Origin of the sequence: Kouleothrix sp. (assembly GCF_046328425.1) — a bacterium.
Lineage (GTDB): Bacteria > Chloroflexota > Chloroflexia > Chloroflexales > Roseiflexaceae > Kouleothrix.
This window is the reverse complement of the sequence record NZ_JAXLWP010000038.1, coordinates 38,790-64,400: the sequence shown is the minus strand read 5'-3', so window position 1 is coordinate 64,400 and position 25,611 is coordinate 38,790. Positions and strand designations below refer to the sequence as shown.

Annotated in this window: 19 protein-coding genes; 15 read left to right on the top strand and 4 right to left on the bottom strand. The window is 70.3% G+C overall.

The features are described 5' to 3' along the window. The first annotated feature begins 372 nt into the window (after positions 1-372). The 15 genes from U0177_RS26260 to U0177_RS26190 all read left to right on the top strand — a co-directional run bounded on the left by U0177_RS26260 (position 373) and on the right by U0177_RS26190 (position 21,584). On the top strand, positions 373-1,170 hold the full coding sequence (locus U0177_RS26260) for a phosphate/phosphite/phosphonate ABC transporter substrate-binding protein (RefSeq protein ID WP_409573643.1): 798 nt from the start codon (positions 373-375) through the stop codon (positions 1,168-1,170). A gap of 9 nt (positions 1,171-1,179) precedes the next feature. Then, positions 1,180-1,821, top strand: coding sequence for a hypothetical protein (locus U0177_RS26255; protein WP_409573642.1), 642 nt, complete (start codon positions 1,180-1,182; stop codon positions 1,819-1,821). Continuing rightward, a complete protein-coding gene (solA, locus tag U0177_RS26250; protein WP_409573641.1) occupies positions 1,818-2,969 on the top strand; it encodes an N-methyl-L-tryptophan oxidase in 1,152 nt (383 codons plus the stop codon). Before U0177_RS26255 ends, solA begins: the two co-directional genes overlap by 4 nt. 332 nt (positions 2,970-3,301) lie before the next feature. Next, complete coding sequence (locus U0177_RS26245; protein ID WP_409573640.1) at positions 3,302-4,678, top strand: hypothetical protein; 1,377 nt, start codon at positions 3,302-3,304, stop codon at positions 4,676-4,678. Positions 4,679-5,253: 575 nt separating this feature from the next. Next, positions 5,254-6,291: an amidohydrolase family protein gene (locus tag U0177_RS26240; RefSeq protein WP_409573639.1), complete on the top strand. Its 1,038-nt coding sequence runs from the start codon at positions 5,254-5,256 to the stop codon at positions 6,289-6,291. Between the two features lie 268 nt (positions 6,292-6,559). Beyond that, positions 6,560-7,588 (top strand): SIS domain-containing protein, encoded by a 1,029-nt coding sequence (locus U0177_RS26235; protein WP_409573638.1) that lies wholly within the window; start codon positions 6,560-6,562, stop codon positions 7,586-7,588. Positions 7,589-7,755: 167 nt separating this feature from the next. Further along, complete coding sequence (locus U0177_RS26230) at positions 7,756-9,336, top strand: HAMP domain-containing protein (RefSeq protein WP_409573637.1); 1,581 nt, start codon at positions 7,756-7,758, stop codon at positions 9,334-9,336. Between the two features lie 131 nt (positions 9,337-9,467). Then, entirely contained in the window at positions 9,468-10,763 is a 1,296-nt protein-coding gene (locus U0177_RS26225) for a lanthionine synthetase C family protein (protein WP_409573636.1), read from the top strand. Positions 10,764-10,988: 225 nt separating this feature from the next. Next, complete coding sequence (locus U0177_RS26220) at positions 10,989-11,240, top strand: class I lanthipeptide (RefSeq protein ID WP_409573635.1); 252 nt, start codon at positions 10,989-10,991, stop codon at positions 11,238-11,240. Between the two features lie 120 nt (positions 11,241-11,360). After that, complete coding sequence (locus U0177_RS26215) at positions 11,361-11,597, top strand: class I lanthipeptide (RefSeq protein WP_409573634.1); 237 nt, start codon at positions 11,361-11,363, stop codon at positions 11,595-11,597. A gap of 141 nt (positions 11,598-11,738) precedes the next feature. Further along, complete coding sequence (locus U0177_RS26210; protein WP_409573633.1) at positions 11,739-14,921, top strand: lantibiotic dehydratase; 3,183 nt, start codon at positions 11,739-11,741, stop codon at positions 14,919-14,921. A gap of 25 nt (positions 14,922-14,946) precedes the next feature. Then, positions 14,947-15,477: a cyclic nucleotide-binding domain-containing protein gene (locus U0177_RS26205; protein ID WP_409573632.1), complete on the top strand. Its 531-nt coding sequence runs from the start codon at positions 14,947-14,949 to the stop codon at positions 15,475-15,477. 131 nt (positions 15,478-15,608) lie between these two features. Then, positions 15,609-16,445, top strand: coding sequence for an NHLP bacteriocin system secretion protein (locus tag U0177_RS26200; RefSeq protein WP_409573631.1), 837 nt, complete (start codon positions 15,609-15,611; stop codon positions 16,443-16,445). A 21-nt stretch (positions 16,446-16,466) separates the two neighbouring features. Next, a complete protein-coding gene (locus tag U0177_RS26195) occupies positions 16,467-18,638 on the top strand; it encodes an NHLP family bacteriocin export ABC transporter peptidase/permease/ATPase subunit (RefSeq protein WP_409573630.1) in 2,172 nt (723 codons plus the stop codon). Positions 18,639-18,686: 48 nt separating this feature from the next. Further along, positions 18,687-21,584: an NHLP bacteriocin export ABC transporter permease/ATPase subunit gene (locus U0177_RS26190; RefSeq protein WP_409573629.1), complete on the top strand. Its 2,898-nt coding sequence runs from the start codon at positions 18,687-18,689 to the stop codon at positions 21,582-21,584. Here U0177_RS26190 and U0177_RS26185 read toward each other — a convergent pair. The 4 genes from U0177_RS26185 to U0177_RS26170 all read right to left on the bottom strand — a co-directional run bounded on the left by U0177_RS26185 (position 21,581) and on the right by U0177_RS26170 (position 25,414). After that, positions 21,581-22,309, bottom strand: a complete 729-nt coding sequence (locus U0177_RS26185) for an ATP-binding cassette domain-containing protein (protein WP_409573628.1) — start codon at positions 22,307-22,309, stop codon at positions 21,581-21,583. The two genes, U0177_RS26190 and U0177_RS26185, sit on opposite strands and share 4 nt — an antisense overlap. Positions 22,310-22,415: 106 nt before the next feature. Then, a complete protein-coding gene (locus U0177_RS26180) occupies positions 22,416-23,108 on the bottom strand; it encodes an ABC transporter permease (RefSeq protein ID WP_409573627.1) in 693 nt (230 codons plus the stop codon). A gap of 125 nt (positions 23,109-23,233) precedes the next feature. Next, on the bottom strand, positions 23,234-24,145 hold the full coding sequence (locus U0177_RS26175) for a substrate-binding domain-containing protein (RefSeq protein WP_409573626.1): 912 nt from the start codon (positions 24,143-24,145) through the stop codon (positions 23,234-23,236). Positions 24,146-24,883: 738 nt separating this feature from the next. Further along, entirely contained in the window at positions 24,884-25,414 is a 531-nt protein-coding gene (locus U0177_RS26170; protein ID WP_409573625.1) for a GNAT family N-acetyltransferase, read from the bottom strand. Positions 25,415-25,611: the final 197 nt, after the last annotated feature.

The following is a 25,611-nucleotide window of genomic DNA, read 5'->3' as shown; positions in this document are numbered from 1 at the left end:
ACGGCCGGTTAGATTACAGCGGCATCTCAGCAGACAGGCGGTACTTTTCATCTATGGTGCTGAGGTTTTGGCGCAAAGCGCCAACATCTCAGCTCAAAAGAAAGCGAAGTGCCATGCTGCCGCAGGCAGAAGGAGCCGATATCGCAGGCGACCGCGTAACTCGTGTTAACCAGGCGCTACGATAGCACGCGCTGCGCCAGCGTGGATAGGCGCGTATGCTCAGCTTCTTGCCAACCTGCGCGCCGCCGCTGCACGCGCGCGGATAGCGCGCGGCGATCGGCTGAAACGACTTGACACATCGGCGAACGTCGGCGAACATGTGCCACCATTCACTACCGTATGTGCCAGAATAGCCGACGGAGCGCAGACGCAATGCCGACGCTCACGCTGGTTTCGCTGTTGGCCGAGAGCGCTCGGCCGCTGTTTCGTGCCGTGGCGGCCTACCTCACCGAGCACGCCGGCGTGCCGGCGCGCCTGCTGGAGGGCGTGCCCTGGCCCGAGCAGGAGCGCATGCTCGACGCCGGGGCCGCCGACGGCGGCTTTCTGTGCGGGCTGCTGTACTCCCACAAGCGCGCCTGGCTCGAGCCGCTGGCCGCACCGGTGATGCGCGGCGCGCGCTACGCCGGCCGGCCGATCTATTTCTCCGACGTGGTAGTGCCGCGCGCGAGCCCGTTCGAGCGCTTTGCCGAGCTGCGCGGCGCGCGCTGGCTGTTTAACGACCGCGGCTCGTTCTCGGGCTACGCGCTGCTGCGCGCGCACCTGGCCGCGCTGGGCGAAACCGGCGCGTTCTGCGGGCCGCTGCGCGCCTCGGGCGGGCATATGCGCTCGCTTGAAATGCTGGCCGCCGGCCAGGCCGACGCCGCCGCCGTCGATAGCACCGTGCTCGACCTCGCGCGCGTGCAGCAGCCCGAGCTGGTGGCGCGGCTGCGCGTGGTGGCGACGCTCGGCCCCAACACTATGCCGCCGGCGGTGGCCGCGCGGCACGTGCCGCCCGAGCTGCGCGAGCGGCTGCGCGACGCGCTGCTGGCGATGCACCGCCACCCTGCCGGCCGCGCGGCGCTTGCGGCTGGCCTCGCCGAGCGCTTTGCGCCGGTACACGACCGCGACTACGACGCTATTCGCGCTACCGCCGAGCGCGCCGAGGCGGTGTGGCTTGAGCATGCCGAGTGAGGTGACGCTATGCCAGCTTCCGGTTTCATTCAGCTTGGCCCCTGCGACGAAGTACCCGGCCGGCGCTTCGCCGAGCCCGAGCACAGCCTTGCCGACGCGCACGTGCTCGACGCCATGCGCCTGCGCCTGGCCGAGACGCTGCGCCAGGCCAACATCAGCGCCGACGATCCGCTCAGCCGCGAGCTGTACATCCAGTCCCTGCCGGAAGACGGCGCGCGGCTGCACCGCATCGTCATCCTTTCGCGCGCGCTGCTGCAGTCCGCGCGCGAGCTGACGTTTGTCGGCTTCTTTGGCCAGAAGCGCGGCGACGCCAACCCCGCGGTGCTGCAGGATGTCGACACCGAGCTGCTTCACGAATTCCTGAACCACACCTACGTGCTGAGCTACAGCTCGCTCGAGCTGCCCGACGGCAACTGGGCCAACCTGGTGCTGCTGCTGCACGCCGACGGCATCGAGCACTGGCGCGCCAGCCAGAAGCACGCCTACGCCGCGCGCGAGCTTGCGCCGCTGTACTACCGCAGCATCCGCCTGCACAACGGCATGCTGCCGGGCGGCCTGGCCTCGCGGCCGGTGATACAGAGCACGAAGTACTATGCATTCGAGCGCGATGGCTGGTGGCAGGCCATCCGGCTATTCAGGAGCGAACAATGACAGAGACATTCGACACGATCGTGCTGGGGTTGGGCGCCATGGGCAGCGCCGCCGCGTATCAGCTGGCGCTACGCGGCCAGCGCGTGCTGGGCCTCGAGCGCTTCAGGCCCGGCCACGACCAGGGATCGAGCCACGGCCAGTCGCGGATCATCCGCCAGGCCTACTACGAAGACCCGGCCTACGTGCCGCTGCTGCTGCGCGCCTACGAGCTGTGGGATCAGATCCAGCGCGAGAGCGGCGATACGCTGCTGACGATCACCGGCGGCCTGATGATCGGCGAGGCCGAGAGCGCCGTGGTGACCGGCAGCATCCGGAGCGCGCGCGAGCACAACCTGCAGTACGACTTGCTCGACGCCGCCGAGATCCGCCGCCGCTGGCCCGGCCTGACGCCCAGCGACAATATTGTGGCGCTGTACGAGCGCCTCGGCGGCGTGCTGTACCCCGAGGCCGCGATTGCCGCGCACCTGGCCCGCGCCGAGGCGCGCGGCGCCGAGCTGCACTACGAAGAGCCGGCCACCGAGTGGCAGGCCAGCGCCTCCGGCGACCGCGTGCGCGTCACCACGGCGCGCGGCAGCTACGAGGCCGGCCGGCTGATCATCTCGGCCGGCGCCTGGGCGCCCGAGCTGCTGCACGGCCTTGGCCTGCCGCTCACCGTCAAGCGCAATGTGCTGTACTGGTTCGACCCGGTCGGCGGCCGCGAGCCATTCCTGGCCGACCGCTGCCCGATCTATATCTGGGAGGCCGAGGATGGCTCGTCGTTCTACGGCTTTCCGGCGCTCAGCGGCACCCCCGCCGGCGTGAAGGTGGCATTCCATAACTTTGGCCCGCTCTGCACCCCCACGACCGTCGACCGCGTGGTGCACCCCGAGGAGGTGGCGCACATGCGCGAGTGGCTGCGCCAGCGTATGCCCGCGCTCAGCGCCGGCGAGCTGCTCGACGCGCGCACCTGCCTGTACACGCTCACGCCCGATATGGACTTCCTGGTTGGGCCGCACCCGCAGCACCCGCAGGTGACGATCGCCTCGCCTTGCTCGGGGCACGGCTTTAAGTTCGCCAGCGTCATGGGCGAGATCCTGGCCGACCTGGCGGTCGACGGCGCGACCCGCCACCCGATCGCGCTGTTCGACCCGATGCGCTTCCAGCATTAACGCGCCGCCAGCCACTGCGCAGCGCACGCCAGGCATGCTTAAGACGTACGTAGTTGTGTTGTTCCGCATCTCCGTGCTGCCGCAGGCACCATGCACGGCTGCGGCAGGCCGAACGGCGCAACTGCGTTTGTTTTAAGCACTCTATCAACGAAGTTTCTTTGTAGTTCAGTGTCATGGTGAGTGCAGCGAACCATCTCGTCGAAATTGCAATACATTGCGTTGAGGCAGCGAAGCTTCGTTCGGCCTGACAGCGTTGCTCTTGGATCGGCGAATGAAAAAGAACTTCGGTGACAGAGTAGTTATTATGATGGTTCAGGACGGAGCTGCGCGCTGTGGCTAGCCCCGTGCCCGCGCTTCACTCACGCATCGGCGCGGCCGGCGTCGGGCTGGCCGGCATCGACGGCTGCTGGTGGCTGCCGGCCGCCGAGCCGTTCGCGCTGCCGGCCGCGCTGGCCGCCGAGCTGCGCGATCTGGGCGCGGCGATCTTCGCGCTGCTCGACGTGGTGGCCGGGCTGTATGGCACGCCTGCCGGCGCGGCCTGCGGCCTCGACGCGCTGCTGGGCTACCATGTGCCGCCGGACCTGGCGCGGCTGCGCGCGCCCGGCGCGGTGCTTGGCCTGCGCCCCGACTTCCAGCTCTGCCCCGACGACAGCCCGGCCGGCTACCGCCTGGTGGCCACCGAGCTGGAGATCTGCCCCTCGGCGCAGGGCTTCGCGCACGCCATGCAGCGCGGCTACGGCCTGGAGACCGACCTGGTGGCAGCTTACGTGCGCATCCTCGCCGGCCGCGAGCTGCTGATTGCCGCTACCGCTGCGTGGGGCGAGTTTGTGTGGGATCAGCTGGCGTTCTGCCGGGCGCTGGCCGAGGCCGGCGCGCGCGCGCGGCTCCTTCTCGATCTGCCGCCGGCGCTGTTCGCGGCACAGGTGCGCCGCGGCGAGCGCTGGCGCGTGCCGATGTTCGGCATCCCCACACAGCCCGAGCGCTGGGACGACGACGTGCTCGCGCGGATCGAGCGCCACGGCTTCGGGCCGTTTGTGTGGCACGCCGACGCCTGGCCCGCCGATGTCGGCGACGCGCGTGTGTTCCGCTTTGGCTACTGCGACTGCTTCAGTGCCAGCCAGCTTGCGCGCATGCGCCAGTGGCAGGCGCGCGGCGCGGCCTTCATCAACCCGCCAGCGTTCTTCCTCGATAGCAAAGCCGTGATGGCCGCGCTCGGGCTGCCGGCCGTGCGCGAGGCCCTGGCCGAGCGCAGCCCGGCCGCGCTGCCGGCGCTGCGCCGTGGCATCCCCGAGACGCTGCTGGTTCAGCCCGAGACGCTGCCGCGCCTGCGCGCCGAGCGCCCCGCCTGGGTGCTGAAGTATGCCGGCTTCGACCGGGGCAACCTGGCCTGGGGCGGGCGTAGCCTGCAGCTAGGCCTGCACCACGACGACGCCACGTGGGCGCGCCTGCTGAGCGAGGCGCTGTCGCTGGGCTGGCCGGTGGTGGCCCAGCGCCTCGCGCCTACCGCGCGCCTCGACATCCAGTATCTCGATCGCGACGGCCGCTCGGGCTGGCTGCGCGCGGGCGGCACGCGCCTGCGTAGCTTCTTGCTGCGCGACCCGGCCGACCCCGCCGCCGCGCTGGCGTGCGGCACGCACCTCACCGTCGCCAGTGGCGCGGGCGTGTCGGAGTCTACCGCCGCTGTGCAGGCGCCGGTGCTGTTTCGCTAGCGTGGCGCTGTGCCGCAGCCTGTAGCTCTGCCTGCCGAACTCCATGCGCAGCCAGATCTTCCGCCTGCACCACCACCTGCGGCCACGTGCGCAGCCAGATCTTCGGCCTGCACCACTACCTGCGACCACGTACTCAGCCAGATCTTCTGCCTGCACCACTACCCGCGACCAGGTGTGCGACTGCGGGTGACGTGCGAAGGAGCACCTATGACCGGCGCGCAGCCGGCTCTTTCGCTTGCACAACCACCCGCGACCAGGTGCGCGGCTGCGGGCGACGTGCGAAGGAACCTCTATGACCGGCGCGCAGCCGCCTGCGACGCCCATGCCATCACTCGGAACGTGTGCGGACGCGATCGAGCGCGCCGCTGCGGCTTTGGGCACTGACAGTGTGCGGGCGCAATATATGGTGACGCTGCAGTGAAACGTGATTACTTATGCAAGAGTATGATGCTTTTGTGCATCGATCGAGCAGAGCATCGCGAAATTCAATCACAATCGCGCAGGCACATGCTTGACAGGTGCGCGTTTCGCGATTATAGTGGGTACACCCTTTGCACAACACATATGGAGCCACTATGCTGCTATCGGAGTATCGCCCGCTGCCGGCGCTGACGACGCGTGTGAGCGAGGTAGCCCGGCCGCGCTTCCCGGTGATCGACGCGCACAACCACCTTGGCCCCGAGTTTGGCGGCGGCTGGGACGCGCGCCCGCTGCCCGAGCTGCTGGCGGCGATGGACGCCGCCGAAGTACGCGTACTAGTCGATCTCGACGGCGGCTGGGGCGAGGATATTCTCAACCGCCACCTGGCGCAGTTCAAGCACGCCGCGCCCGAGCGCTTCCGCGTGTTTGGCGGCGTCGATTGGGCCGCCTGGCCGGCGCACGGCGACGGCTTTGGCGAGTGGGCCGCAGCGCGCTTTCGCGAGCAGGCCGCGCGCGGCGCCGAGGGCCTCAAGATCTGGAAGCCGTTCGGCCTGCACGTGCGCGATCAGCACGGCGCGCTGGTGGCCGTCGACGACCCGCGGCTCGACCCGCTATGGGCCGCCGCCGGCGAGCTCGACCTGCCGGTGATGATCCACGTCGCCGACCCTGTCGCATTCTTCGCGCCGCTTGACGCCAGCAACGAGCGCTGGGACGAGCTACACGCCCACCCGGATTGGCAATTCCCCAGCCCACCATTTCCACCGTTCCTGGCGATCGTAGACGGCCTGGCCAACCTCGTCGCGCGCCACCCCGCCACCGACTTCATTGGCGCGCACGTGGGCTGCTACGCCGAAAACCTCGGCTGGGTCGCCGCGCTGCTCGACCGCTGCCCGAACTTCTATGTCGACATAAGCGCGCGCCTCGGCGAGCTAGGCCGCCAGCCCTACACCGCGCGGCGCTTCTTCATGCGCTACGCCGACCGCATCCTATTCGGCATCGACGCAGGCGCCGACCTCGACACATACCGGCTGTACTACCGCTTTCTCGAAACCGACGACGAGTATTTCAGCTACGACGGCAGCGTTGTGCCGGCACAAGGCCGCTGGTATATCTACGGCCTGCACCTGCCCGATGCCGTACTCGAGCAGGTGTATTTCCGCAACGCCGAGCGCGTCATCCTCCGCCATAAATAGTAGCCCACAGGCAACAGATGACACCGATGCGTAGTACATAGAGGACTTATGCAGCCGCGCTGTTCGCCTTGCGAAGCCGTGCATGGTGCCTGCGGCAGCACGGTACTTTTTGAGCAGCGTGTGTGCGGTTTTTCCACGCGCAGCGCGGAAAAACCGCATGCCCAAAAGGAAAGTAGCGGCCTGCCGAAGGCTGAGCACGCCAACTGCGTAAGCCCGAACATCATCTGTGCCACCTGTGTCATCCGTAAACAAGCGTAAGAGGTATTGCATGACACCCTACAACGACTTCACCTGGAGCGAGATCAACTCGCAGCCCGACGCCTGGGCCGCCACGCTCGATCTGCTCGCCGCGCAGCAGGGCGCGCTGCGCGGGTTCGCGCGCGATGCCGAGCAGGTGGTGTTCACCGGCTGCGGCTCGACGTACTACCTCGCGCTGGCGGCGGCCGCGTCGCTGCGCGAGCTGGCGGGCGTGCCTGCGGTGGGCCTGCCGGCCTCGGAGGTGTGGCTCAACCCGGCCGGCAGCTTCCCTGGCGGCCGGCGCACGCTGCTGGTGGCGCTGAGCCGCTCGGGCGCCACCAGCGAGACGCTGCGGGCGATCGCGGCGTTTCAGGCGGCTGCGCGCGGCCCGGTGCTGACGCTCTCGTGCTACCCCGAGCAGCCGATGGCGCGCATGGGCGATATGAACCTGGTGCTGGCGGCCGGCCAGGAGCAGAGCATCGCGCAGACGCGCGCATTCACCACGCTGCAGCTTGGCGCGCTCGGGCTGGCGCTGGCATGGGCCGGCCGCGACGACCTGTGGGCCGAGCTGGGGCGCCTGCCGGCGGCCGCGCGCGGGCTGCTGGCCAGCTACCGCGCGCTGGCCCTCGAGCTTGGCGGCGACGCCGCGATCGAGCGCTGCTTCTTCCTCGGGTCGGGCGCGCGTTACGGCCTGGCCTGCGAGCTGAGCCTGAAAATGAAGGAGATGTCGCTCAGCGAGAGCGAGCCGTTCCACTTCCTCGAGTACCGCCACGGCCCGCAGTCGATGGCCCGCCCCGGCACCCTGATCGTCGGGCTGCTCTCCGACACGCATCGCAGCCACGAGCAGGCGGTGCTGAGCGAGATGCGCGCCCTGGGCGCGCGCGTCGTGGCGCTAGCCGCCGGCGACGCCGAAGTGAGCCTGGGCGACGTGGCCGAGCCGGTGCGCGGCCCGCTGTACCTGCCATTCGGCCAGATGCTGGCCTATGAGCGCGCGATCGCGCGCGGGCTCACGCCCGACCGGCCGAACCAGCTCAGCGCAGTGGTGATGCTTGATGGGTAGCGATTGCACCGCATCCAGATAAAGATTTCGTCGCTAAATCGTCATCAATTCGGTCTTGGCAGACGCTCATTCTTGCACTAAGCTATGAGCGAGCACTGGCTTGCCCGGCGGCGCCCACTGCGCCGCCGGGCCGGCTCGATCGGCATTCGTGATCTCGCAGGTAGCATATGCTCTGGCGTCGCCTGGCGCTCCGCACCCGCATTCTGATCGGCTATGGCGCTGGCCTGCTGCTCATGGCGGCCCTGATAGGCTTTTTGCTCTTCCAGCTCGAGCAGATCAGCCGCCAGGTGACCGACATCAACGCCAATGCCGCAGCCGAGGCGCGGCTGGGCGCGCAGCTCGCCGCGCGCGCGGCCCAGGCCCAGCAGGCGGTGAACCGCTACCTGCGCCAGCCGGAGCAGGCCAATCGCGATCAGGCCAACACCGCGCTCGACGCGCTTGCCAGCGACCTCGCGCTGCAGCAGAGCGTGCTGGTGAACGACCAGCAGCGCGACCGCGCCGCCGAGCTGGGCGCGCGCCTGGGGGCCTACCGCGCGACGCTGCAGTCGATCGGCACGCTGCTGTTCACGCAGAACCAGCTCCGCCTGACGATCAACAGCCAGATCATCCAGGCCAACTCGCTCACCACGCGCCTGCTCACCAGCGCGATCGGCGACACCAGCCCGACTAGCCTGACGCTGCTGCTGAACGCCCAGAGCAACCTCCAATCGGGCAATGCCGCCACCAGCCGCATGCTGGCCGACCAAAGCCCCGAGATGTCGGGCCTCGCGCTCGCCAGCCTGCGCCTGGTCGAGGCGCGCCTGAAAACCCTGCAGAACCCGGCCAACCGCAGCATTACGCTCGACGACGCGCTGCTCGCGACGACCCAGGCGATCAGCGCCACCGCGCAGCTGGCCGACAACCTCACCGCGCTGCAGACGATCCGCTCGACCGAGCTGAGCGAGCGCTCGAACGAGCTGCAGCGCAGCGCCGACGCCATTGCCCAGGGCGCGCTGGCGAACCTGACCGAGGCGACCGGCGCGATCGAGCTGCAGATGCGCGCGACCGAGCGCGCCACGCTGGCCGCGCTGGCGCTGACGCTGCTGCTGGCCGCGCTGCTGGGGCTGCGGCTGGCGCGCGCGCTGACGCGGCCGCTCACGGCGCTGGTAGCGGCCACCGAGCGCATCAACCAGGGCGACTACGACCACAGCATCCCCGAGCGGGACGGCAGCGAGATCGGCCAGCTGGTCGCGGCATTCAACCGCATGACCGGCGCGCTGCGCGACGAGCGCGCCGCGCTGGCGCTTGAGCAGTCGGCGCTGGCCAAGCGCAACCACGAGCTTGAGCAGGCGCTCGGCCAGCTGCAGCGCGCCACCGCCGAGCGCGAGACACTGGCCTCGACGGTGCGCTCGCTCAGCGTGCCGATCATCCCGATCCTGAAGCGCGTGCTGGTGGCGCCGCTGGTGGGCGAGATCGACCTCGAGCGCGCGAACATGCTCACGCAGCGCCTGCTTGAAGGCGTGGCCGGCCAGCACGCCCGCCTGGTGATCCTCGACATCACCGGCGTAGCCATGCTCGATGTCGAGGTGGCCTCGTGGCTGGTGCGCGCCGCCACGGCCATGGAGCTGCTGGGCGCGCGCGCGATGCTGGCCGGCGTCAGCCCCGAGGTGGCGCAGGCGCTGGTGGCTAGCGGCGCCGACCTCAGCCGCCTGGCGGTGGCGCCCGACCTGCGCGCCGCCGTCGAGTTCGCCCTGCGCGACCGCGCCTGATCCCCGCAGCGCAGTAGCGCAGCCGCGCCGCCTGCTTGCCCGACACCGATCTCCGCGCAATCCACTCATCCACACGTCCGCCTGCCTTCGAACATCCTGGTGACGAGGGAATCGCACTGGAAGGCAGGAACATGGAAGCGACACTACAGCTCGACACCCCGGCCGCCGCCCGGCCGCGCGCCTGGGCGCCAGTACTTGCGGGCGCGCCGGCCGAGCAGGCCCGCGCCACCGTCGTGGCGATCGCCGAAGCGCTGTGCGACCACCCGGCCGGGATCGAGGGCGGCTCGCTCGCCGGCGGCTATGCCGGGCTGGCGCTGTTCTACAGCTACCTGGCGCGCGCCGGCGCCTGGCCCGGCGCCGAGCAGGTGGCCGAAGCCTACCTCGACGCCGCGATCGACACGCTCGCCAGCGAGCGCCTGCCGGCCTCGCTCTACGGCGGCTTCAGCGGCATCGCCTGGGCCGCCGGCCACATCCTTGGCCCCGCCGCCGCCGCCGACGACGACGACGCCAGCGCCGAGATCGACGAGGCGCTGCTGGCGCACCTGGGCGCCACGCCGTGGCGGCGCGACTACGACCTGATCGGCGGGCTGGTGGGCTACGGCGTGTACGCGCTCGAGCAGCTGCCCAGCCCGCGCGCGGCCGAGGTGCTGGCGCAGGTGGTGGCGCGCCTGGCCGAGACGGCCGAGCGGCAGCCGGCCGGCGCCACCTGGTGGACCGCGCCGCACCTGCTGATCCCCAGCACCCGCGCCGAGTTCCCGAACGGCTACTACAACCTCGGCCTGGCGCACGGCGTGCCGGGCGTGATCGCGCTGCTGGCCGGCGCGTGCGCCGCCGGCGTAGCCGACGACATCGCCCGGCCGCTGCTCGGCGACGCGGTGAGCTGGCTGCTGGCTCAGCGGCTGCCGCCCAACGACCGCTCGCTGTTTGGCTACTACGCCGGGCCGGGCGTGGCGCCGCAGACCTCGCGGCTGGCGTGGTGCTACGGCGACCTGGGCCTGGCGGCGGCGCTGCTGTACGCCGCGCGCGCCGTCGCCGAGCCAGCCTGGGAGCGCGGCGCGCTCGAAGTGGCGCGCCACGCCGCCGCGCGCTCGCCGCACATGGCCGGCGTGGCCGACGCGGGGCTGTGCCACGGCAGCGCCGGCGCGGCGCACATCTTCAACCGGCTGTACCAGGCCACCGGCGAGGAAGCCTTCGCCAACGCGGCGCGGCGCTGGTTCGCGCAGACATTCGAGCTACGCCGGCCTGGCCAGGGCCTCGCCGGCTACCTCGCGCTCGAGCCAGTGCGCGGCACCACCACGCTCGAGTGGGCCGCGACGCCGGGGCTGCTGTGCGGCGTGGCAGGCGTGGGCCTGGCGCTGCTGGCCGCCACCTCGGCGGTCGAGCCGGGCTGGGATCGCATGCTGCTGGTGGCGATCCCACCAAAATAACACAGTGGTATGAGCCGCGTACGAGCGCGGCAAGGGCGCGCTGGTAAGCTTCAGGCAAGCACGTAACCCACGCGAGAACGCGATAGATCTGAACGATCGACTGGGCATGCGCCACCGGCGCCGGCCTAGCTTCCTGCGCCCTTTTTCACCAACTCAAGGAAACCTACGCAAGGTAAGCACAATCCGATGGCCTTCACGAATGACGCAACGAAAGGACAAGTACCCATGGGCGAGGACAAGAAAGCCAAGAAGGGCAAGAAGCTGGCGCTGAACAAAGAGACCGTGCAGGAGCTGGGCGACGAGCAGCTCGAGGGCGTGGCCGGCGGCGCGCTGAAGACTGGCGGCGGCCACTGCAAGGAGCAGTCGCTCTACCCGGCCTGCCCCGGCACCGACTCGTGCACCTGCCAGAGCTGCGCATGCCCGACGGTGTTCTGCTCGATCGGCTGCCAGCCGACGGTGACCTGCGGCTGCCCGTAGGCGCGCCGCTTTGCAGCGCGGCTCGCGCCCCTGCGGGCCGCCGACACTCAGCGGGCTTACGCAGTAAGGCTGAGCGCCCCAGCTGCGTAAGCCGCTAGCTCTGAAAGGAGAGCGATCAGCATGGGCGAGGACAAAAAAGCCAAGAAGGGCAAGAAGCTGGCACTGAACAAAGAGACCGTGCAGGAGCTGAACGACGAGCAGCTCGAGGGCGCTGCCGGCGGCGCGCTGAAAACCGGCGGCGGCCACTGCAAGGAGCAGTCGCTCTACCCGGCCTGCCCTGGCACGAACTCGTGCACCTGCGCCGGCTGCAACTTCCAAACGATCACCTGCAACGCGACCTGCGTGTGCATTGGCTAGGGCGGGGCAGCTGCGGAGCCCCGCTCCGCTGGGGGTATTGCGTGCGGTTTTTCCGCGCTCCACAAGGGAAAACCGCACGCAGAAGTGTGGACGAGTACGATTGTAGCCGCGACCGGCCAAGATTGAAGCGAAAGCAAACCTATGAGCCACGCGCCAGCGCCAAACCAACCGGCAACCCCGCCCGCCGAGCTGCGGCCGGCCGGCTTCTTTGTGATCCGCACGCCGCTGCTGCCGTTCGACGAGTTTCTGGCCTGGGGCGCCGCCGCCGATCGGCGCGCGTTTCTGCGCGGCTGGGCCGCCCGCCCCGAGGTGCGCGACGCGCTGTTCGTCGCCTCGCCCGACCTGGAGGGCAGCCTGGATCACTGGCTGGCCGCGCCCGAGAGCGAGCGCGGGCAGAAGGCCGAGCGCGCGCTGGTGCGCTACTTCGCGCGTATGTCGGGCCGCGCCACGCCGTTTGGCCTGTTCGCCGGCTGGGGCGTCGGGCGCACCGGCGAGGCTACGCGCCTGGCGATTGCGCCGCGCGGCGCCGGCCGGCGCCACACCCGCCTGGACATGGATTACCTGTTCGCGCTGGCCGACGCGCTCGCGCACGACCCGGCGCTGCGCGGCACGTGGCGCTACCTGCCGAACTCGAGCATCTACCGGGCCGGCGGGCGGCTGCGCTACGCCGAGGCGCGCGTCAGTGGCCGCCTGCGCACCTACCACCTGGTGGCCGTCGAGCCTAGCGATGCGCTTGAGGCTACGCTGGCGCGCGCCAGCCGCGGCGCCACCGCCCACGCGCTAGCCGCCGCGCTGGCCGCCGACGACCCCGAGGTGACGCTCGACGAGGCCGCCGAGTTTGTCGGCGAGCTGATCGACAGCCAGCTGCTGCTGCCCGACATCGCCCCCGCCGTCACCGGCGAGGAGCCGATCGGCCGCATGGTGCGGCAGCTGCGCGCCAGCCCGGCCACCGCCGCGCTTGGCGCGCAGCTCGGCGCGGCGCGCGACGCGATCGACGCGATCGACGCGGCGGGCCTGGGCGCCGACCCCGAGCGCTACCGCGAGGTGGCCGGCCTGCTCGAGGGCCTGCCGGCCAGGCCCGAGATCGCCCGGCTGTTTCAGGTCGACCTGGCGCGCCCGGCCGACGACGCCACGCTCGGCCCCGAGCTGGCCGCCGACCTGGCGCGCGGCGCCGAGCTGCTGCGCCGCCTGGCGCCCAGCGGCGCCGACGCGCTCGACGCCTTCCGCAAGGCATTTACCGCGCGCTACGAGGCCCGCGAGGTGCCGCTGCTCGAGGCGCTCGACGAAGAGCACGGCGTGGGCTTCGGGCCGCCGCGCGCCACCGGCCCCGATGCCGCGCCGCTGCTGGGCGGCCTGGCCTTCCCCGGCGCCGCCGAGCACGCCGGCAGCTGGCCGGCGCGCCAGGCCCTGCTGCTGCGCAAGGTCGACGAGGCCGCGCGCGCCGGAGCGCAGGCGATCGAGCTGAGCGACGCCGACATCGAGCAGCTGGCCGCGCGCGAGCCGCGCCCGCTGGCGAGCACCGTGGCGATCATGGCGTCGGTGGCGCAGCCCGGCGATGGCGGCGCGTACGAGATCCTGCTCCATGGCCTCTCGGGTGCGTCGGCCGCGCGGCTGCTCGGCCGCTTCTGCCACGCCGACGACGCGCTGCACGAGCAGGTGCGCGAGCTGCTGCGCGCCGAAGAGGCGCGCGACCCCGGCGCGGTCTTCGCCGAGATCGCCCACCTGCCCGAGGGCCGCGTCGGCAACATCCTCTGCCGGCCGGTGCTGCGCGATTACGAGATCGCCTACCTCGGCAGCTCGGGCGCGCCGCGCGAGCGCCAGATCGCCGCCGACGACCTGCTGGTGTCGGTGGTGGGCGAGCGCGTGGTGCTGCGCTCGCGCCGGCTGGGCCGGCGCGTCGAGCCGCGCCTGAGCAGCGCGCACAACTATGCCATGCGCAGCATGCCGCTCTACAAGTTTCTGTGCGCGCTCCAGGGCCAGGGCAGCACCTATGGCATGAGCTGGGACTGGGGCGCGCTCGAGGCGCTGCCGTTCCTGCCGCGCGTGGCCCACGGCCGCCTGGTGCTGGCGCGCGCGCGCTGGCTGGCGCGCAAGCCCGAGCTTGAGCGGCTGGGCGCGGCGCGCGGCGCCGAGCGCTTCGCCGCTGCCCAGGCCTGGCGCGCCGAGCGTGGGCTGCCGCGCGTGGTGCTGCTCGACGACGGCGACAACGAGCTGCCGGTCGATTTCGACAACCCGCTCAGCGTCGAGTCGCTGATCGACCTGGTGAAGGGCCGCCCGCAGGCTACGCTCACCGAGATGTTCCCCGGCCCCGGCGCGCTGGCCGCCAGCGGCCCGGAGGGGCGCTTCGTGCACGAGCTGGTGGTGCCGTTTGTGTGCGGCGCGAGCGGAGAAGTGGAAAAACCGCGCAGTGGCGCGATACAGCCTGCCGCGTATGCCCCGCCTGCTACGCAGCGCAGCTTCGCGCCAGGGTCGGAATGGCTGTACGCCAAGCTGTACACCGGCATGGCCGCCGCCGACGGCGTGCTGCGCGAGGTTGTGGCGCCGCTGGTGCGCGCAGCCGAGCGCTCGGGCGCGATCGACCGCTGGTTCTTCATCCGCTACAACGACCCCGAGCACCACCTGCGCGTGCGCTTCCACGGCAGCCCGGCCCGGCTCTACGGCGAGCTGCTGCCGGCGCTGCACGCCGCCGCTGCGCCGCTGCTGGCCGACGGCCGGATCTGGCGCATGCAGCTCGACACCTACGAGCGCGAGATCGAGCGCTACGGCGGCGCGGCTGGCATCGAGCTGGCCGAGCGGCTATTCCACGCCGATAGCCAGGCGGTGCTGGCGATCGTCGAGCGCAATGCCGGCGACGCCGGGATCGCCCGCCGCTGGCGGCTGGCGCTGCGTGGCGTCGACCAGCTGCTGGCCGACCTGGGCCTGGCCGAGGCCGAGCGCCACGCGCTGATCAAGCAGGCCCGCGACGGCTACGCCCACGAGGTGCGCGCCGACACGCGGCTGCATAGCCAGCTCGGCGACGCCTACCGCCAGCAGCGCAAGCAGCTCGACGGCCTGCTGGCCGCCACGCCCGACGACGAGCCGGCGCTGGCGCCGCTGCTGGCGCGCTCGGCACAGCTCGCGCCGATCGTCGCGGAGCTGCGCGCGCACGAGGCTGCGGGCCGCCTGTCGCTCGCCGGGATGGCCCTGAGCCTGGCGCATATGCACGTCAACCGGCTCATGCGCACGGCCCAGCGCCGCCAGGAGCTGGTGTTGTACGAGTTCCTCGACCGGCTGTACGAGGCCCGGCTCGCGCGCGCCCGCGCCGCCGCCAGGGCCAGCCAGTGACACGCCATACCACAAAGGAAGCGCCATGCGCAAAGTACTCTACATCCTGGGCCAGATGAGCGACGACGACATCGAGTGGATGATCGCCAACGGCACGGCGCGACGGCTGGCCCCCGGCGAGCCGCTGATCCGCGAGGGCCAGCAGCCCGACGCGCTGTATATCGTGCTCGAAGGCGCGCTGGCAGTCAGCTCGGGCGCGGGCGAGATCGCCCGGCTCGGCGCGGGCGAGATCATCGGCGAGATCTCGTTTGTCGATACGCGCCCGCCAGTCGCCTCGGTGGCGGCAGCCCAGCCGGCCACGCTGCTGGCGCTCGATCGGCAGCGTCTGTACGCCAAGCTCGATCGCGACCCGTGGTTCGCCGCGCGGTTCTATCGCGCGGTGTCGGTGTTCCTGGCCGACCGGCTGCGCAACACGGTGAACCAGCTCGGCTATGGCCAGGCCGGCCAGCACGGCGCCGCCACCGAGTATCAGGGCGAGCTCGACATAAGCGTGCTCGACAATGTACACCTGGCCGGGGCGCGCTTCGACCGCATGCTGAAGCAATTCGTCGGCTAGCGGCCATTCGCAGTAGCTTCAGAGCCCGTTTGAAAAGGCGCAGCGCGAGGGGCGGAGTCGCTCCGAGCCACCCTTTTCAGACAGCATCTCAGGCGCCGAGCCGCGCCCGCGACATAGCCAAGAGAAAACACATGCAAAAGCCAATCTTCCGAAAAGTCGCGCTCGAGCGGCTTTCGTCGCCCGAGCAGCTCGACCAGCTGATGCGCGTCACGACGGCGCGCGGCTGGCTGGCGCTGCTGGCTCTGCTGGCGCTGATCATCACGCTGTTGGCCTGGAGCTTCAACGACACCATCCCGACGCAGACGCTCGGCCGAGGCATTCTGCTGCGCGGCGGCCACCTTGCTCGCGTGGTGCCGCAGGCCGCCGGCCAGGTGACCGAGGTGCTGGTGCGGCCGGGCGACCTGGTGCAGCCCGGCCAGGCGCTGGTGAAGATGGCGCCGACGGCAAGCGGCGGCGGCTTGGAGATGACCCAGTCGAACCGGATTGTTAGCGCGGTGGCCGGGCGCGTGGTCGACATAAGTGTTGCTCCAGGCAGCCTGCTGAGCCCAGGCGTGGCGATCGCCAGCATCGAGGATACCGCCAGGCCGCTGGAGGCCGTGATCTACATGCCCGCGGCCAGCGGCGCGAATGTGCAGCCAGGCATGCAGGTGCAGGTATCGCCGGCCAACCTCAGCCGCGAGGAGTACGGCTTCATCCGCGGCAGAGTCGCGTCGGTGGCGTCGTTCCCGGCGACCTTCGAGTCGATGATGCTGGTGCTGGCGAACGAGCAGCTGGTGCGCGAGTTCCTGGCCGGCGGCACGCCGATCGAGGTGCGGATCGCGCTCGAGCCCGACGCCAGCACCGCCAGCGGCTACCGCTGGTCGTCGTCGGCCGGGCCGCCCGCGCCGATCAACAGCGGCACGCTGGCCCAGGCGACGATCACGCTGGCCGAGCAGCGGCCGATCAACCTGGTATTTCCGGTGCGCTAAAACACGCAAAAGGAACCCGCAATGATCGCGAAACTTTTTGGGCGCGCCGAGCGCACGCGCACGCCGACGGTGCTGCAGATGGAGGCCGTCGAGTGCGGCGCGGCCTCGCTGGCGATGATCCTGGCCTACCACGGCCGCATCGTGCCGCTCGAAGAGCTGCGGCTGGCCTGCGGCGTCTCGCGCGATGGCACCAAGGCCAGCAATATGATCAAGGCCGCGCGGCGCTACGGCCTGCTCGCCAAGGGCTTCTCGCTCGAGCCCGAGCAGCTTGGCGAGCTGCCGCTGCCCATGGTGGTGTTCTGGAACTTCAACCATTTTGTGGTGGTCGAGGGCTTTGGCAAGGGCCGGGTGTTCCTGAACGACCCGGCCGCCGGCCCGCGCGTGGTGACGCAGGAGGAGTTCGATCAGTCGTTCACTGGCGTGGCGCTGGTGTTCGAGCCGGGGCCTGAGTTCAAAAAGGGTGGGCAGCGCCGCAGCCTGCTGGCCGCGCTACGCCGCCGGTTGTCCGGCGCCGCCCCCGCGCTGGCGTTTGTGTTCCTGGCCAGCCTGGCGCTGGTGGTGCCCGGCCTGGCCATCCCGGCGATCATGCGCACCTTCACCGACGCCTACCTGGTAAAAAACATGGCCGGCTGGGTCGCGCCGCTGCTGATTGGCCTTGGCGTGGCCACCGCGCTCACCGCCGCGCTCACCTGGCTGCAGCAGAGCTACCTGCTGCGGCTCGAGACGCGCCTGGCGCTCGGCACCTCGAGCCGCTTTCTGTGGCACGTGCTGCGCCTGCCGATGGAGTTCTACACCCAGCGCTATGGCGGCGAGATCGGCTCGCGCGTGGCGATCAACGACCAGGTGGCCCAGGTTCTTTCGGAGCGGCTGGCCACCACTGCGCTCAGCCTGCTGATGATCGTATTCTACGCCGCGCTGATGTTCCGCTACGACATCACCCTCACGCTGCTGAACATCGCGATTGTGGCGCTGAACCTGGTGGCGCTGCGCTACGTATCGCGCAAGCGCGTCGACGGCAACCAGAAGCTCCAGCAGGAATCGGGCAAGCTGCTGGGCACGGCCATGAGCGGCCTGCAGATGATCGAGACGATCAAGGCCACCGGCGGCGAGGCCGATTTCTTCACCCGCTGGTCGGGCTACCTGGCCAAGGTCGAGAACGCCCGCCAGGAGCTGGCGGTGTACAGCCAGGCGCTGGCGATCGTGCCGGCGCTGCTGGCCGCGCTCAACGCGGTGGTGGTGCTGAGCGTCGGCGCGCTGAAGGTGATCGACGGCTCGCTGACGGTGGGCATGCTGGTGGCGTACCAGAGCCTGGTGGTGAGCTTCATCTCGCCGGTGAACAGCGTGGTGCTGCTGGGCAGCACGCTTCAGGACGCGCAGGGCAACCTGAACCGGCTCGACGACGTGCTGCAGTACCCGGTCGACCGCCAGCTCAGCGAGCACGCCGGCGAGCCCGACCCCGCCGCGCCGGCCAAGCTGGCCGGCTACCTCGAGCTGCGCGACGTGAGCTTCGGCTACAGCCGGCTCGACCGGCCGCTGATCGAGGGGTTTAGCCTGCGCCTGAAGCCCGGCGACCGCGTGGCGCTGGTGGGCGGCTCGGGCAGCGGCAAGAGCACCGTGGCGCGGCTGGTGGCCGGCCTGTTCGAGCCGTGGGCCGGCGAGATCCGCTTCGACGGCCACACCCGCGCCGAGCTGCCGCGCGCCGTCGTGCAGAACTCGCTGGCCATGGTCGACCAGGAGATCTTTCTGTTCGAGGGCAGCGTGCGCGAGAACCTGACGCTGTGGGATGCGACCATCCCCGAGCAGCAGGCCGTGGCCGCCGCGCGCGGCGCGCGCATCCACGACGACATCGCGGCGCGGCCGGGCGGCTACGATAGCCTGGTCGAGGAGGCCGGGCGCAACTTCAGCGGCGGCCAGCGCCAGCGCATCGAGATCGCCCGCGCGCTGGCCAGCAACCCGTCGATCCTGGTGCTGGACGAAGCCACCAGCGCGCTCGACCCGGTGACCGAGCAGCAGATCGACGACGAGCTGCGCCGCCGCGGCTGCACCTGCCTGATCGTCGCCCACCGCCTCAGCACCATTCGCGACTGCGACGAGATCATCGTGATGGAGCGCGGCCAGGTGGTGCAGCGCGGCACGCACGAAGAGATGGCCCGCGCCGAGGGGCCGTACGCGCGCCTGATCGCCGCCGAGTGAACGCCTGGCCGCGAGCGCGCCAAGTAGCTCTGTAGCAAAGAAAAGCCTATGCAAACCGAAACCTCACCGCTCACCACGATCGAGCTGCCGGCGCTGCCGGTCGCGCGCACGCTCTGGCTCGCGAGCGAAGACCAGGTGTGGCAGATCGGCGCCGGCAGCGTCGACGTGTTTGCCGCGCAAGTGCGCGATGGCGCGCCGCAGGGGCCGCTGCGCCACCTGTTTCGCGCCGCCGCCGGCCAGGCGCTGTTTGGCATCGGCCCCGCCGCTGCGGCGCAGGGCATTGGCCTGCTGGCGCGGCCCAGCGCCGGCGCGCGGCTCGAGCCGATCGCCTTCGAGCGGCTGCGCGCGCTGGCGCGCCACCCCGAGGGCGCGGCCCAGGCGGCGGCCTGGATCGATGCCTGGGTGGCCGGCGTGGCCGGCGCGCTGGCGCCCGAGCTTGCGCCCAAGGGCAGCCTGCCGCTCGCGGCGGGCGTGGCCGCCAGCCTGGCCGACGGCGCCAGTGCCTACGCGGCTGAAGGCGTGCTGTGGCTGGTGGGCAGCGCCGGGCGCGTGCGCCTGCTCGATGCCCCCGAGCGCGCGCCGATCGGCCGGAGCGTGCCGTTTCCGCTGGCCGGGCAGCTGTGGCTGCGCGCGGTTGGCGAGTGCCGCCTCGAGCCGATCGACACCGCGCGCTGCCTGGCGAGCGAGCCGATCTGGGCTGGCCTTGAGGCATTCCACAGCACCGCGGCCGAGATCATCGGCGCGCGGCTTGCGCGCCAGGGCCAGGCCGAGCAGGCGCGCCTCGGCGCGGCCGCCGCCAACGACCGCCAGTCGGTTGGCGCGGCGCTGGTGCGGCTGGCCGCGATCCTCGGCGGCGAGCCCGACACAGCGGCGCCGGCCGCCGGCGATACGCCGCTGCTGGTGGCCTGCCGGCGTGTCGGCGACGCGCTGGGCCTCGATATCCGCGCGCCGCAGCGCGCGGCCGGCGCCGCCGCCCAGCGCGACCCAGTGGGCACGATCGCGCGGGCCTCGCGGGTGCGCTCGCGGCGCGTGGCGCTGCGCGGCGCCTGGTGGCGCCAGGAGAACGGCCCGCTGCTGGCGTTTGTCGAGGCCGACCGCCGGCCGGTCGCCTTGCTGCCGCAGCCTGGACGGCGCTACCTGTACCACGACCCGGCCGCCGGCACGAGCGTTCCGCTCACGCCCGAGCTGGCCGCCGCGCTCGACCCGTTCGCCTACACGTTTTTCCGCAGCTTCCCCGACCGCGCGATCAGCGCCTGGGATGTCGCGCGCTTTGGGCTGCGCGGCAGCGCCCGCGACCTGCTGATGGTGCTGCTGACCGGCCTGGGGCTGGGCTTCCTCGGCCTGGCCGTGCCGATCGTCACCGGCGTCGTGTTCGACTCGATCATCCCTGCGGCCAACCAGTTCAAGCTGCTGCAGCTGACGCTGGCGCTGGTGATGGCGGCGCTCGCCAGCGCGGCATTCCAGCTGGTGCGCGGCATCGCGGTGCTGCGGATCGAGTCGCGCATGAACACCGCCACCCAGGCGGCGGTGTGGGATCGGCTGCTGAACCTGCCGGTGCCGTTCTTCCGCCAGTACTCGGCCGGCGACCTGGCGGCGCGCGTGGCCGGCATCGACGCCATCCGCCAGACGCTGACCGGCGTGACGGTGGCGGCGCTGCTGACCGGCCTGTTCTCGCTGTTCAACTTCGGGCTGCTGTTCGCCTACGACGCGCGGCTCGGGCTGGTGGCGTTCGGGCTGGTGCTGCTGGCCGCCGGCGTTACCTTTGGCGCGGGCGTGGTGTCGCTGCGCTACACCCGCGCGCTCACGCAGATCCAGGCCAAGATCGCCGGGCTGGTGCTCCAGCTGATCAGCGGCATCGCCCGGCTGCGCGTGGCCGGCGCGGAAGGGCGCGCGTTCGCGGTCTGGGCCGGCCAGTTCGCCGAGCAGCGGCGGATCGCCTACCGCACCCGGCTGATCGCCAGTGGCCTGGCGGTGTTCAACGCCGCGTTCCCGACACTCGCGCTGATTGTGCTGTTCGCGATGATCGCCTCGGGCGGCCAGGGGCCGCGCTCCACCGGCACGGTGCTGGCGTTTGTGGCGGCGTTCAGCGGGCTGCTCGGCGCGGCGCTGAGCGTCAGCAGCAGCGCGCTCGAGGTGCTGCGGGTGGTGCCGCTGTTCGACAATGCCCGGCCGATCTTCGAGACTGTGCCCGAGGTCGACCCGGACAAGGCCGACCCGGGCGTGCTGACCGGGGCGATCGAGCTGAGCCACGTGTCGTTTCGCTATCGCGCCGATGGCCCGGCGACGCTGCAGGATGTCTCGATCGAGGCGCGGCCGGGCGAGTTCGTGGCGATCGTCGGGCCGTCGGGCTCGGGCAAGAGCACGCTCATGCGCCTGCTGCTGGGCTTCGAGGCGCCCGAGGCGGGCTCGATCTACTACGACGGCCAGGATCTGGCCACGCTCGACCCACAGGCGCTGCGCAGCCAGATCGGCGTGGTGCTGCAGAGCGGCAAGCTCACGCCGGGCGACATCTTCACCAACATCGTCGGCTCGTCGCTGCTGTCGCTCGACGACGCCTGGCAGGCCGCCGAGCTGGCCGGCCTGGCCGACGACATTCGCCAGATGCCGATGGGCATGCAGACGGTGATCAGCGAGGGCGGCAGCACGTTCTCGGGCGGCCAGCGCCAGCGCCTGATGATCGCCCGCGCGATCGTTGGGCGCCCGCGCATCCTGCTATTCGACGAGGCCACCAGCGCGCTCGACAACCGCACTCAGGCGATCGTCAGCAAGAGCCTCGAGCGGCTGCAGGCTACGCGAATCGTGATCGCGCATCGCCTCAGCACGATCATGAACGCCGACCGGATCTACGTGGTCGAGGCCGGGCGGGTGGTGCAGCAGGGCGGCTACGCCGAGCTTGCGGCCGTGGCGGGGCCGTTCCGCGAGCTGATCCAGCGCCAGCTGGTTTAGTAGATCATCTCGCCGCGCACAAACGCGGCGGCGCGCGGGTCGCGCGGGCGATCGAAGAAATCGGCTGTGGCCGCCACCTCGGCCAGCTGCCCGTCGAGCAGCAGCGCCACCCGGTCGGCCAGACGGCGGGCTTGAAACAGGTTGTGGGTGACGAGCACGATCGTAGTGCGGCCGGCCCCGCGCAGCGCCGCAATCGCCGCCTCGATCGCCGCGACATTGGCCGGGTCGAGGTTGGCGGTTGGCTCGTCGAGCAGCAGCACGCGCGGCTCGATCACCAGGGCGCGCGCCAGCGCCACGCGCTGCATCTCGCCACCCGAGAGGCTGCGGGCGGGCGCGTGGGCCAGGTGCGCCAGGCCGAGCGCGGCCAGCGCGGCGTGGGCGCGCGCCGGGGCGCCTGGCGTGCCGCGTAGCCGCAGGCCGTAGGCAACGTTCGCAAGCACGCTCGCGCTCAGCAGCGCCGGCCGCTGGAACACCGTTGTCACCTGGCGCAGCAGCGCCAGCGGCACGTCCGGCGCGCTCACCGCCTGGCCCAAGTAGGCCAGCCTGCCGGCGCTGGGCGGCTCGAGGAAGTTGAGCAGCCGCAGCAGCGTGCTCTTGCCCGCGCCCGACGGCCCCACCAGCGCGAGCGTCTCGCCCGGCTGGATCTCGAGCGCCGGCACGCGCAGCACCAGCCGGCCGCCATAGCGCTGTTCCACATCGGTCAGCTCGTAGATCGGCGGCTGCACGCTCTACTGTCCCTCCGGGCAGGTTGCGGAAATCACCTGCTTTGCGGCGATGGCATGAAAGCCGGCTTGGGCCACTCCTGAGGCCAGAGCCACACAATTCGTGGCGCTACTCGATCCGCCGCTGCAGACGCAGCGCCAGCGCGTTGAGCGCAAACGTAAGCCCCAGCAGCACGAATGCCAGCGCCAATGCGGTGTCGAAGCTGCCCTTGCGCGTCTCGAGCACGATCGCGGTGGTGAGCACGCGCGTGTCGCCCTGGATGTTGCCGCCCACGAGCATCACCGCGCCCACCTCCGAGATAATTCCGCCGAAGCCGGCCGCCACGCCGGCGATCACCCCGGCGCGCGCCTCCCACAGCACCGCCAGCGTAGCCTGCGCGGCGCTGGCGCCAAGCGCGCGCACCTGGGTGCGCAGGGCCGGGTCGACACCGCCGACCGCCGCGAGCGTGAAGCCGCCGACGAGTGGCAGGCCCAGAATCGACTGGGCGGCGATCATCGCGCGCGGCGTGAACAGCCAGCCGAGCATGCCCAGCGGCCCGGCGCGCGAGAGCAGCAGGTAGACGAACAGGCCGATCACCACCGGCGGGAAGCCCATGCCGGTGTACAGCAGCGCCACCGCCAGGCGCTGGCCGCGAAAGCGCCGCAGCCCCAGCCACGCGCCCAGCGGCACGCCCAGCAGCGTGCTGATCAGCAGCGCCGCGCCCGACACGTACAGCGACAGCGCGACGATCTGCCATGTCTCGCGATCGCCGCCGAGCAGCAGCCGCAGCGCCTGGGCCGCGCCTTGCAGCAGATCATCCATCCAAGGGTATCCGTTGTTGGCGCTCTGGCAGAGCGGCAACTCTGCCAGAGCGCGGAAAAGTTATCACTTACACAGCTGGCAGGCTAAGCCTTCGCAAGTCGGATGATTTAGGCTTTCTAAATCTCTTACGGCTTTGGCACGCCGGAGTAGAACAGCGGCTGGCCGAACTTATCTTTGCCGAACGCGCCGATCGCCGCCTGCGTGGCCGGGCTGGTGATCCAGGCCGCGAACTGCTCGGCAAGCTCGGCGTCGATGCCGGAATGCTTCGCTGGGTTCACCGGAATGACGCCGTAGGGGTTGAGCAGCGCTTTGTCTTTGTTCTCGTCGATCGTCGCGCCGCCCACCAGCAGTGCCAGGTTCGGCAGCTTCTCGCGCATGGCCAGAAACGTGCCGCGGTCGGTCAGAGCGTAGCCGCCCTGCTCGTTCGCGGTGGTGAGCGTCTCGCCCATGCCCTGGCCGAGCGACTTGTACTGCTTCAGGTCGGCGGTTGGCGAGATCCCGGTGCTGGCCCAGATGCTCAGCTCCTTGGTCGATGTGCCGCTGCCATCGCCGCGCGCGTCGAAGATCGCCTGCTTGGCCGCAATGGCCTTGAATGCGTCGGCGGCTTTGGCCTGGCCTTTGACGCCGGCTGGGTCGTCGCTTGGCCCAACGATTACGAAGTCGTTGTACATCACGTCGCGCCGGTTGATCCCGTACCCGGCGGCAACAAACGCATCTTCCTGTTTGCGCGCGTGCACCAGCACCACGTCGGCGTCGCCGTTCTGCCCGAGCTTGAGCGCCTGGCCGGTGCCGACGGCCACCACCTGAACCTTGGCGCTGTACTTCTGCTCGAAGTCTGGCAGGATCGCGTCGAGCAGTCCGCTATCGGCGGTGCTGGTGGTGGTGGCCAGGCGCAGCGTGCGTGCGGCGGCGGCAGGTGTGGCGGTAGGCCCGGCTGCGGGTGCCGCAGTGGTCGCGGGCGCGGCGGTGGGTGTGCCGCAGGCCGCGAGCGCGAGCAGCATCGCCAGGCTCAGCAGCCACGTCTGTACTCTCTTCATACCCCTCCCCTTCTACGGCACGCGCCCGCTGCTGGCGGCGGGTGCGCGCTCGCTCGCCAACACGCGCGTTTGTTGCAATAACGGATGGCGGGCAGTATAGGTTAAACGCAGGCGGTACGCAAGCGCGATGCTTTGAGGCCGGGTTACGCCAACCTCGACTGAACGCTTGGCGTATGGTGGGGGCGGCACTGCCACCCCGAAATCTCGCTGCTACCTCGCCTCCCAGTATCAAATTGCCGCAAAGACACAAAGTCTCGAAGGCGGGTATGTCTGCTTGTCATACGCTGTTCGCTTGATCACGTAGAGATTGTGTTGCACGACGTGGCTTCGCCACGTCGTGCAACACAATCAGAAAATTGGGGCGGCGAAGCCGCCCCAAACCCCACCAACGTGTACGTCATCATCCCTTCGGCCGCGTCGATCCCGACATGCGCTGCGTGGAAGGCCAGTGCCGCCTTGAGCGACGCCAGCTGCCCGCCGGCCACCGCCTCTCGTTCAACCCACGCATAGCGATCGTCGGTTGGGGAGGCAACCCCGTCCGTTGCCATCCTCGCGCTTCATCCAGCTCAACTTTGCGAAATGTCGGCAAATGCGCAAACACGCGTGAACCGCATCAGTCTCGGCTCAGTGAGATGTGCTCGGTGGTCAACGGCTTGTGCAGAACGTGGTGCGAGCTGCTCGCCTTTCTCCTTTTCTCTCGGCGACGACGCGGCCACGCGCTTGTGCGAGGAGCATGCTTCAGTGTGCTTTCCGGATCTCCCACCTCACTACCACACCGTCCTCCGGATCGAGCACCTCGCCGATACAAGTAAACCCCAGCTTTGTGAGCACCCGCATCGATGCCTTCCCATCCGGGCGTGTATGGGCGCGCACGATGCGCACCTGGTCGCTGTTCAGCGCGTACTCGACCAGCGCCCGCGCGGCTTCCGTCGCAACGCCGCGTCCCTGGTACGCCGGGTCTATGCCATAGGCGATCTCAACGGCCTGAGCAGCATCCGGCGGGCCTTTGTAGGCGCAGCTTCCGATGGTAGCGCCGCTGGCGTGGTGCAGAATGGTGAAGCCATGCGTCCAGGGATCAGGTGCAGTGGAGGCGCGGATCCGGGCCAGCCAGTCGGGCGAGATCTCGGCCCGGGTCGCCGCATCCAAGGAAGCGACCCAGGCAAGGATCTCCTCGCTCGATTGGAGCACCAGCGTCAGGTGTTCGGTGTGGAGTTGCATGCTTTCGGATATCTCCAGGGTGAGTTTGACCAGATGTTTGGGGCGTGGCATCGAGACTCTTTCCACACGACACGTTCGTTGCGAGTGTACTCGATGCTCGCCATTGCATCAACTTTGCTCGGGCGATGTACTAGACGCTGGCTGCTGACGCGATAATTTCGCGTACTTACCTCAGGGCAAGATAGAGCGGGTAAGTCTACCCACCATATTCGTGCGATCGTCGAACGATCCTCGCGTTTCTCTATACG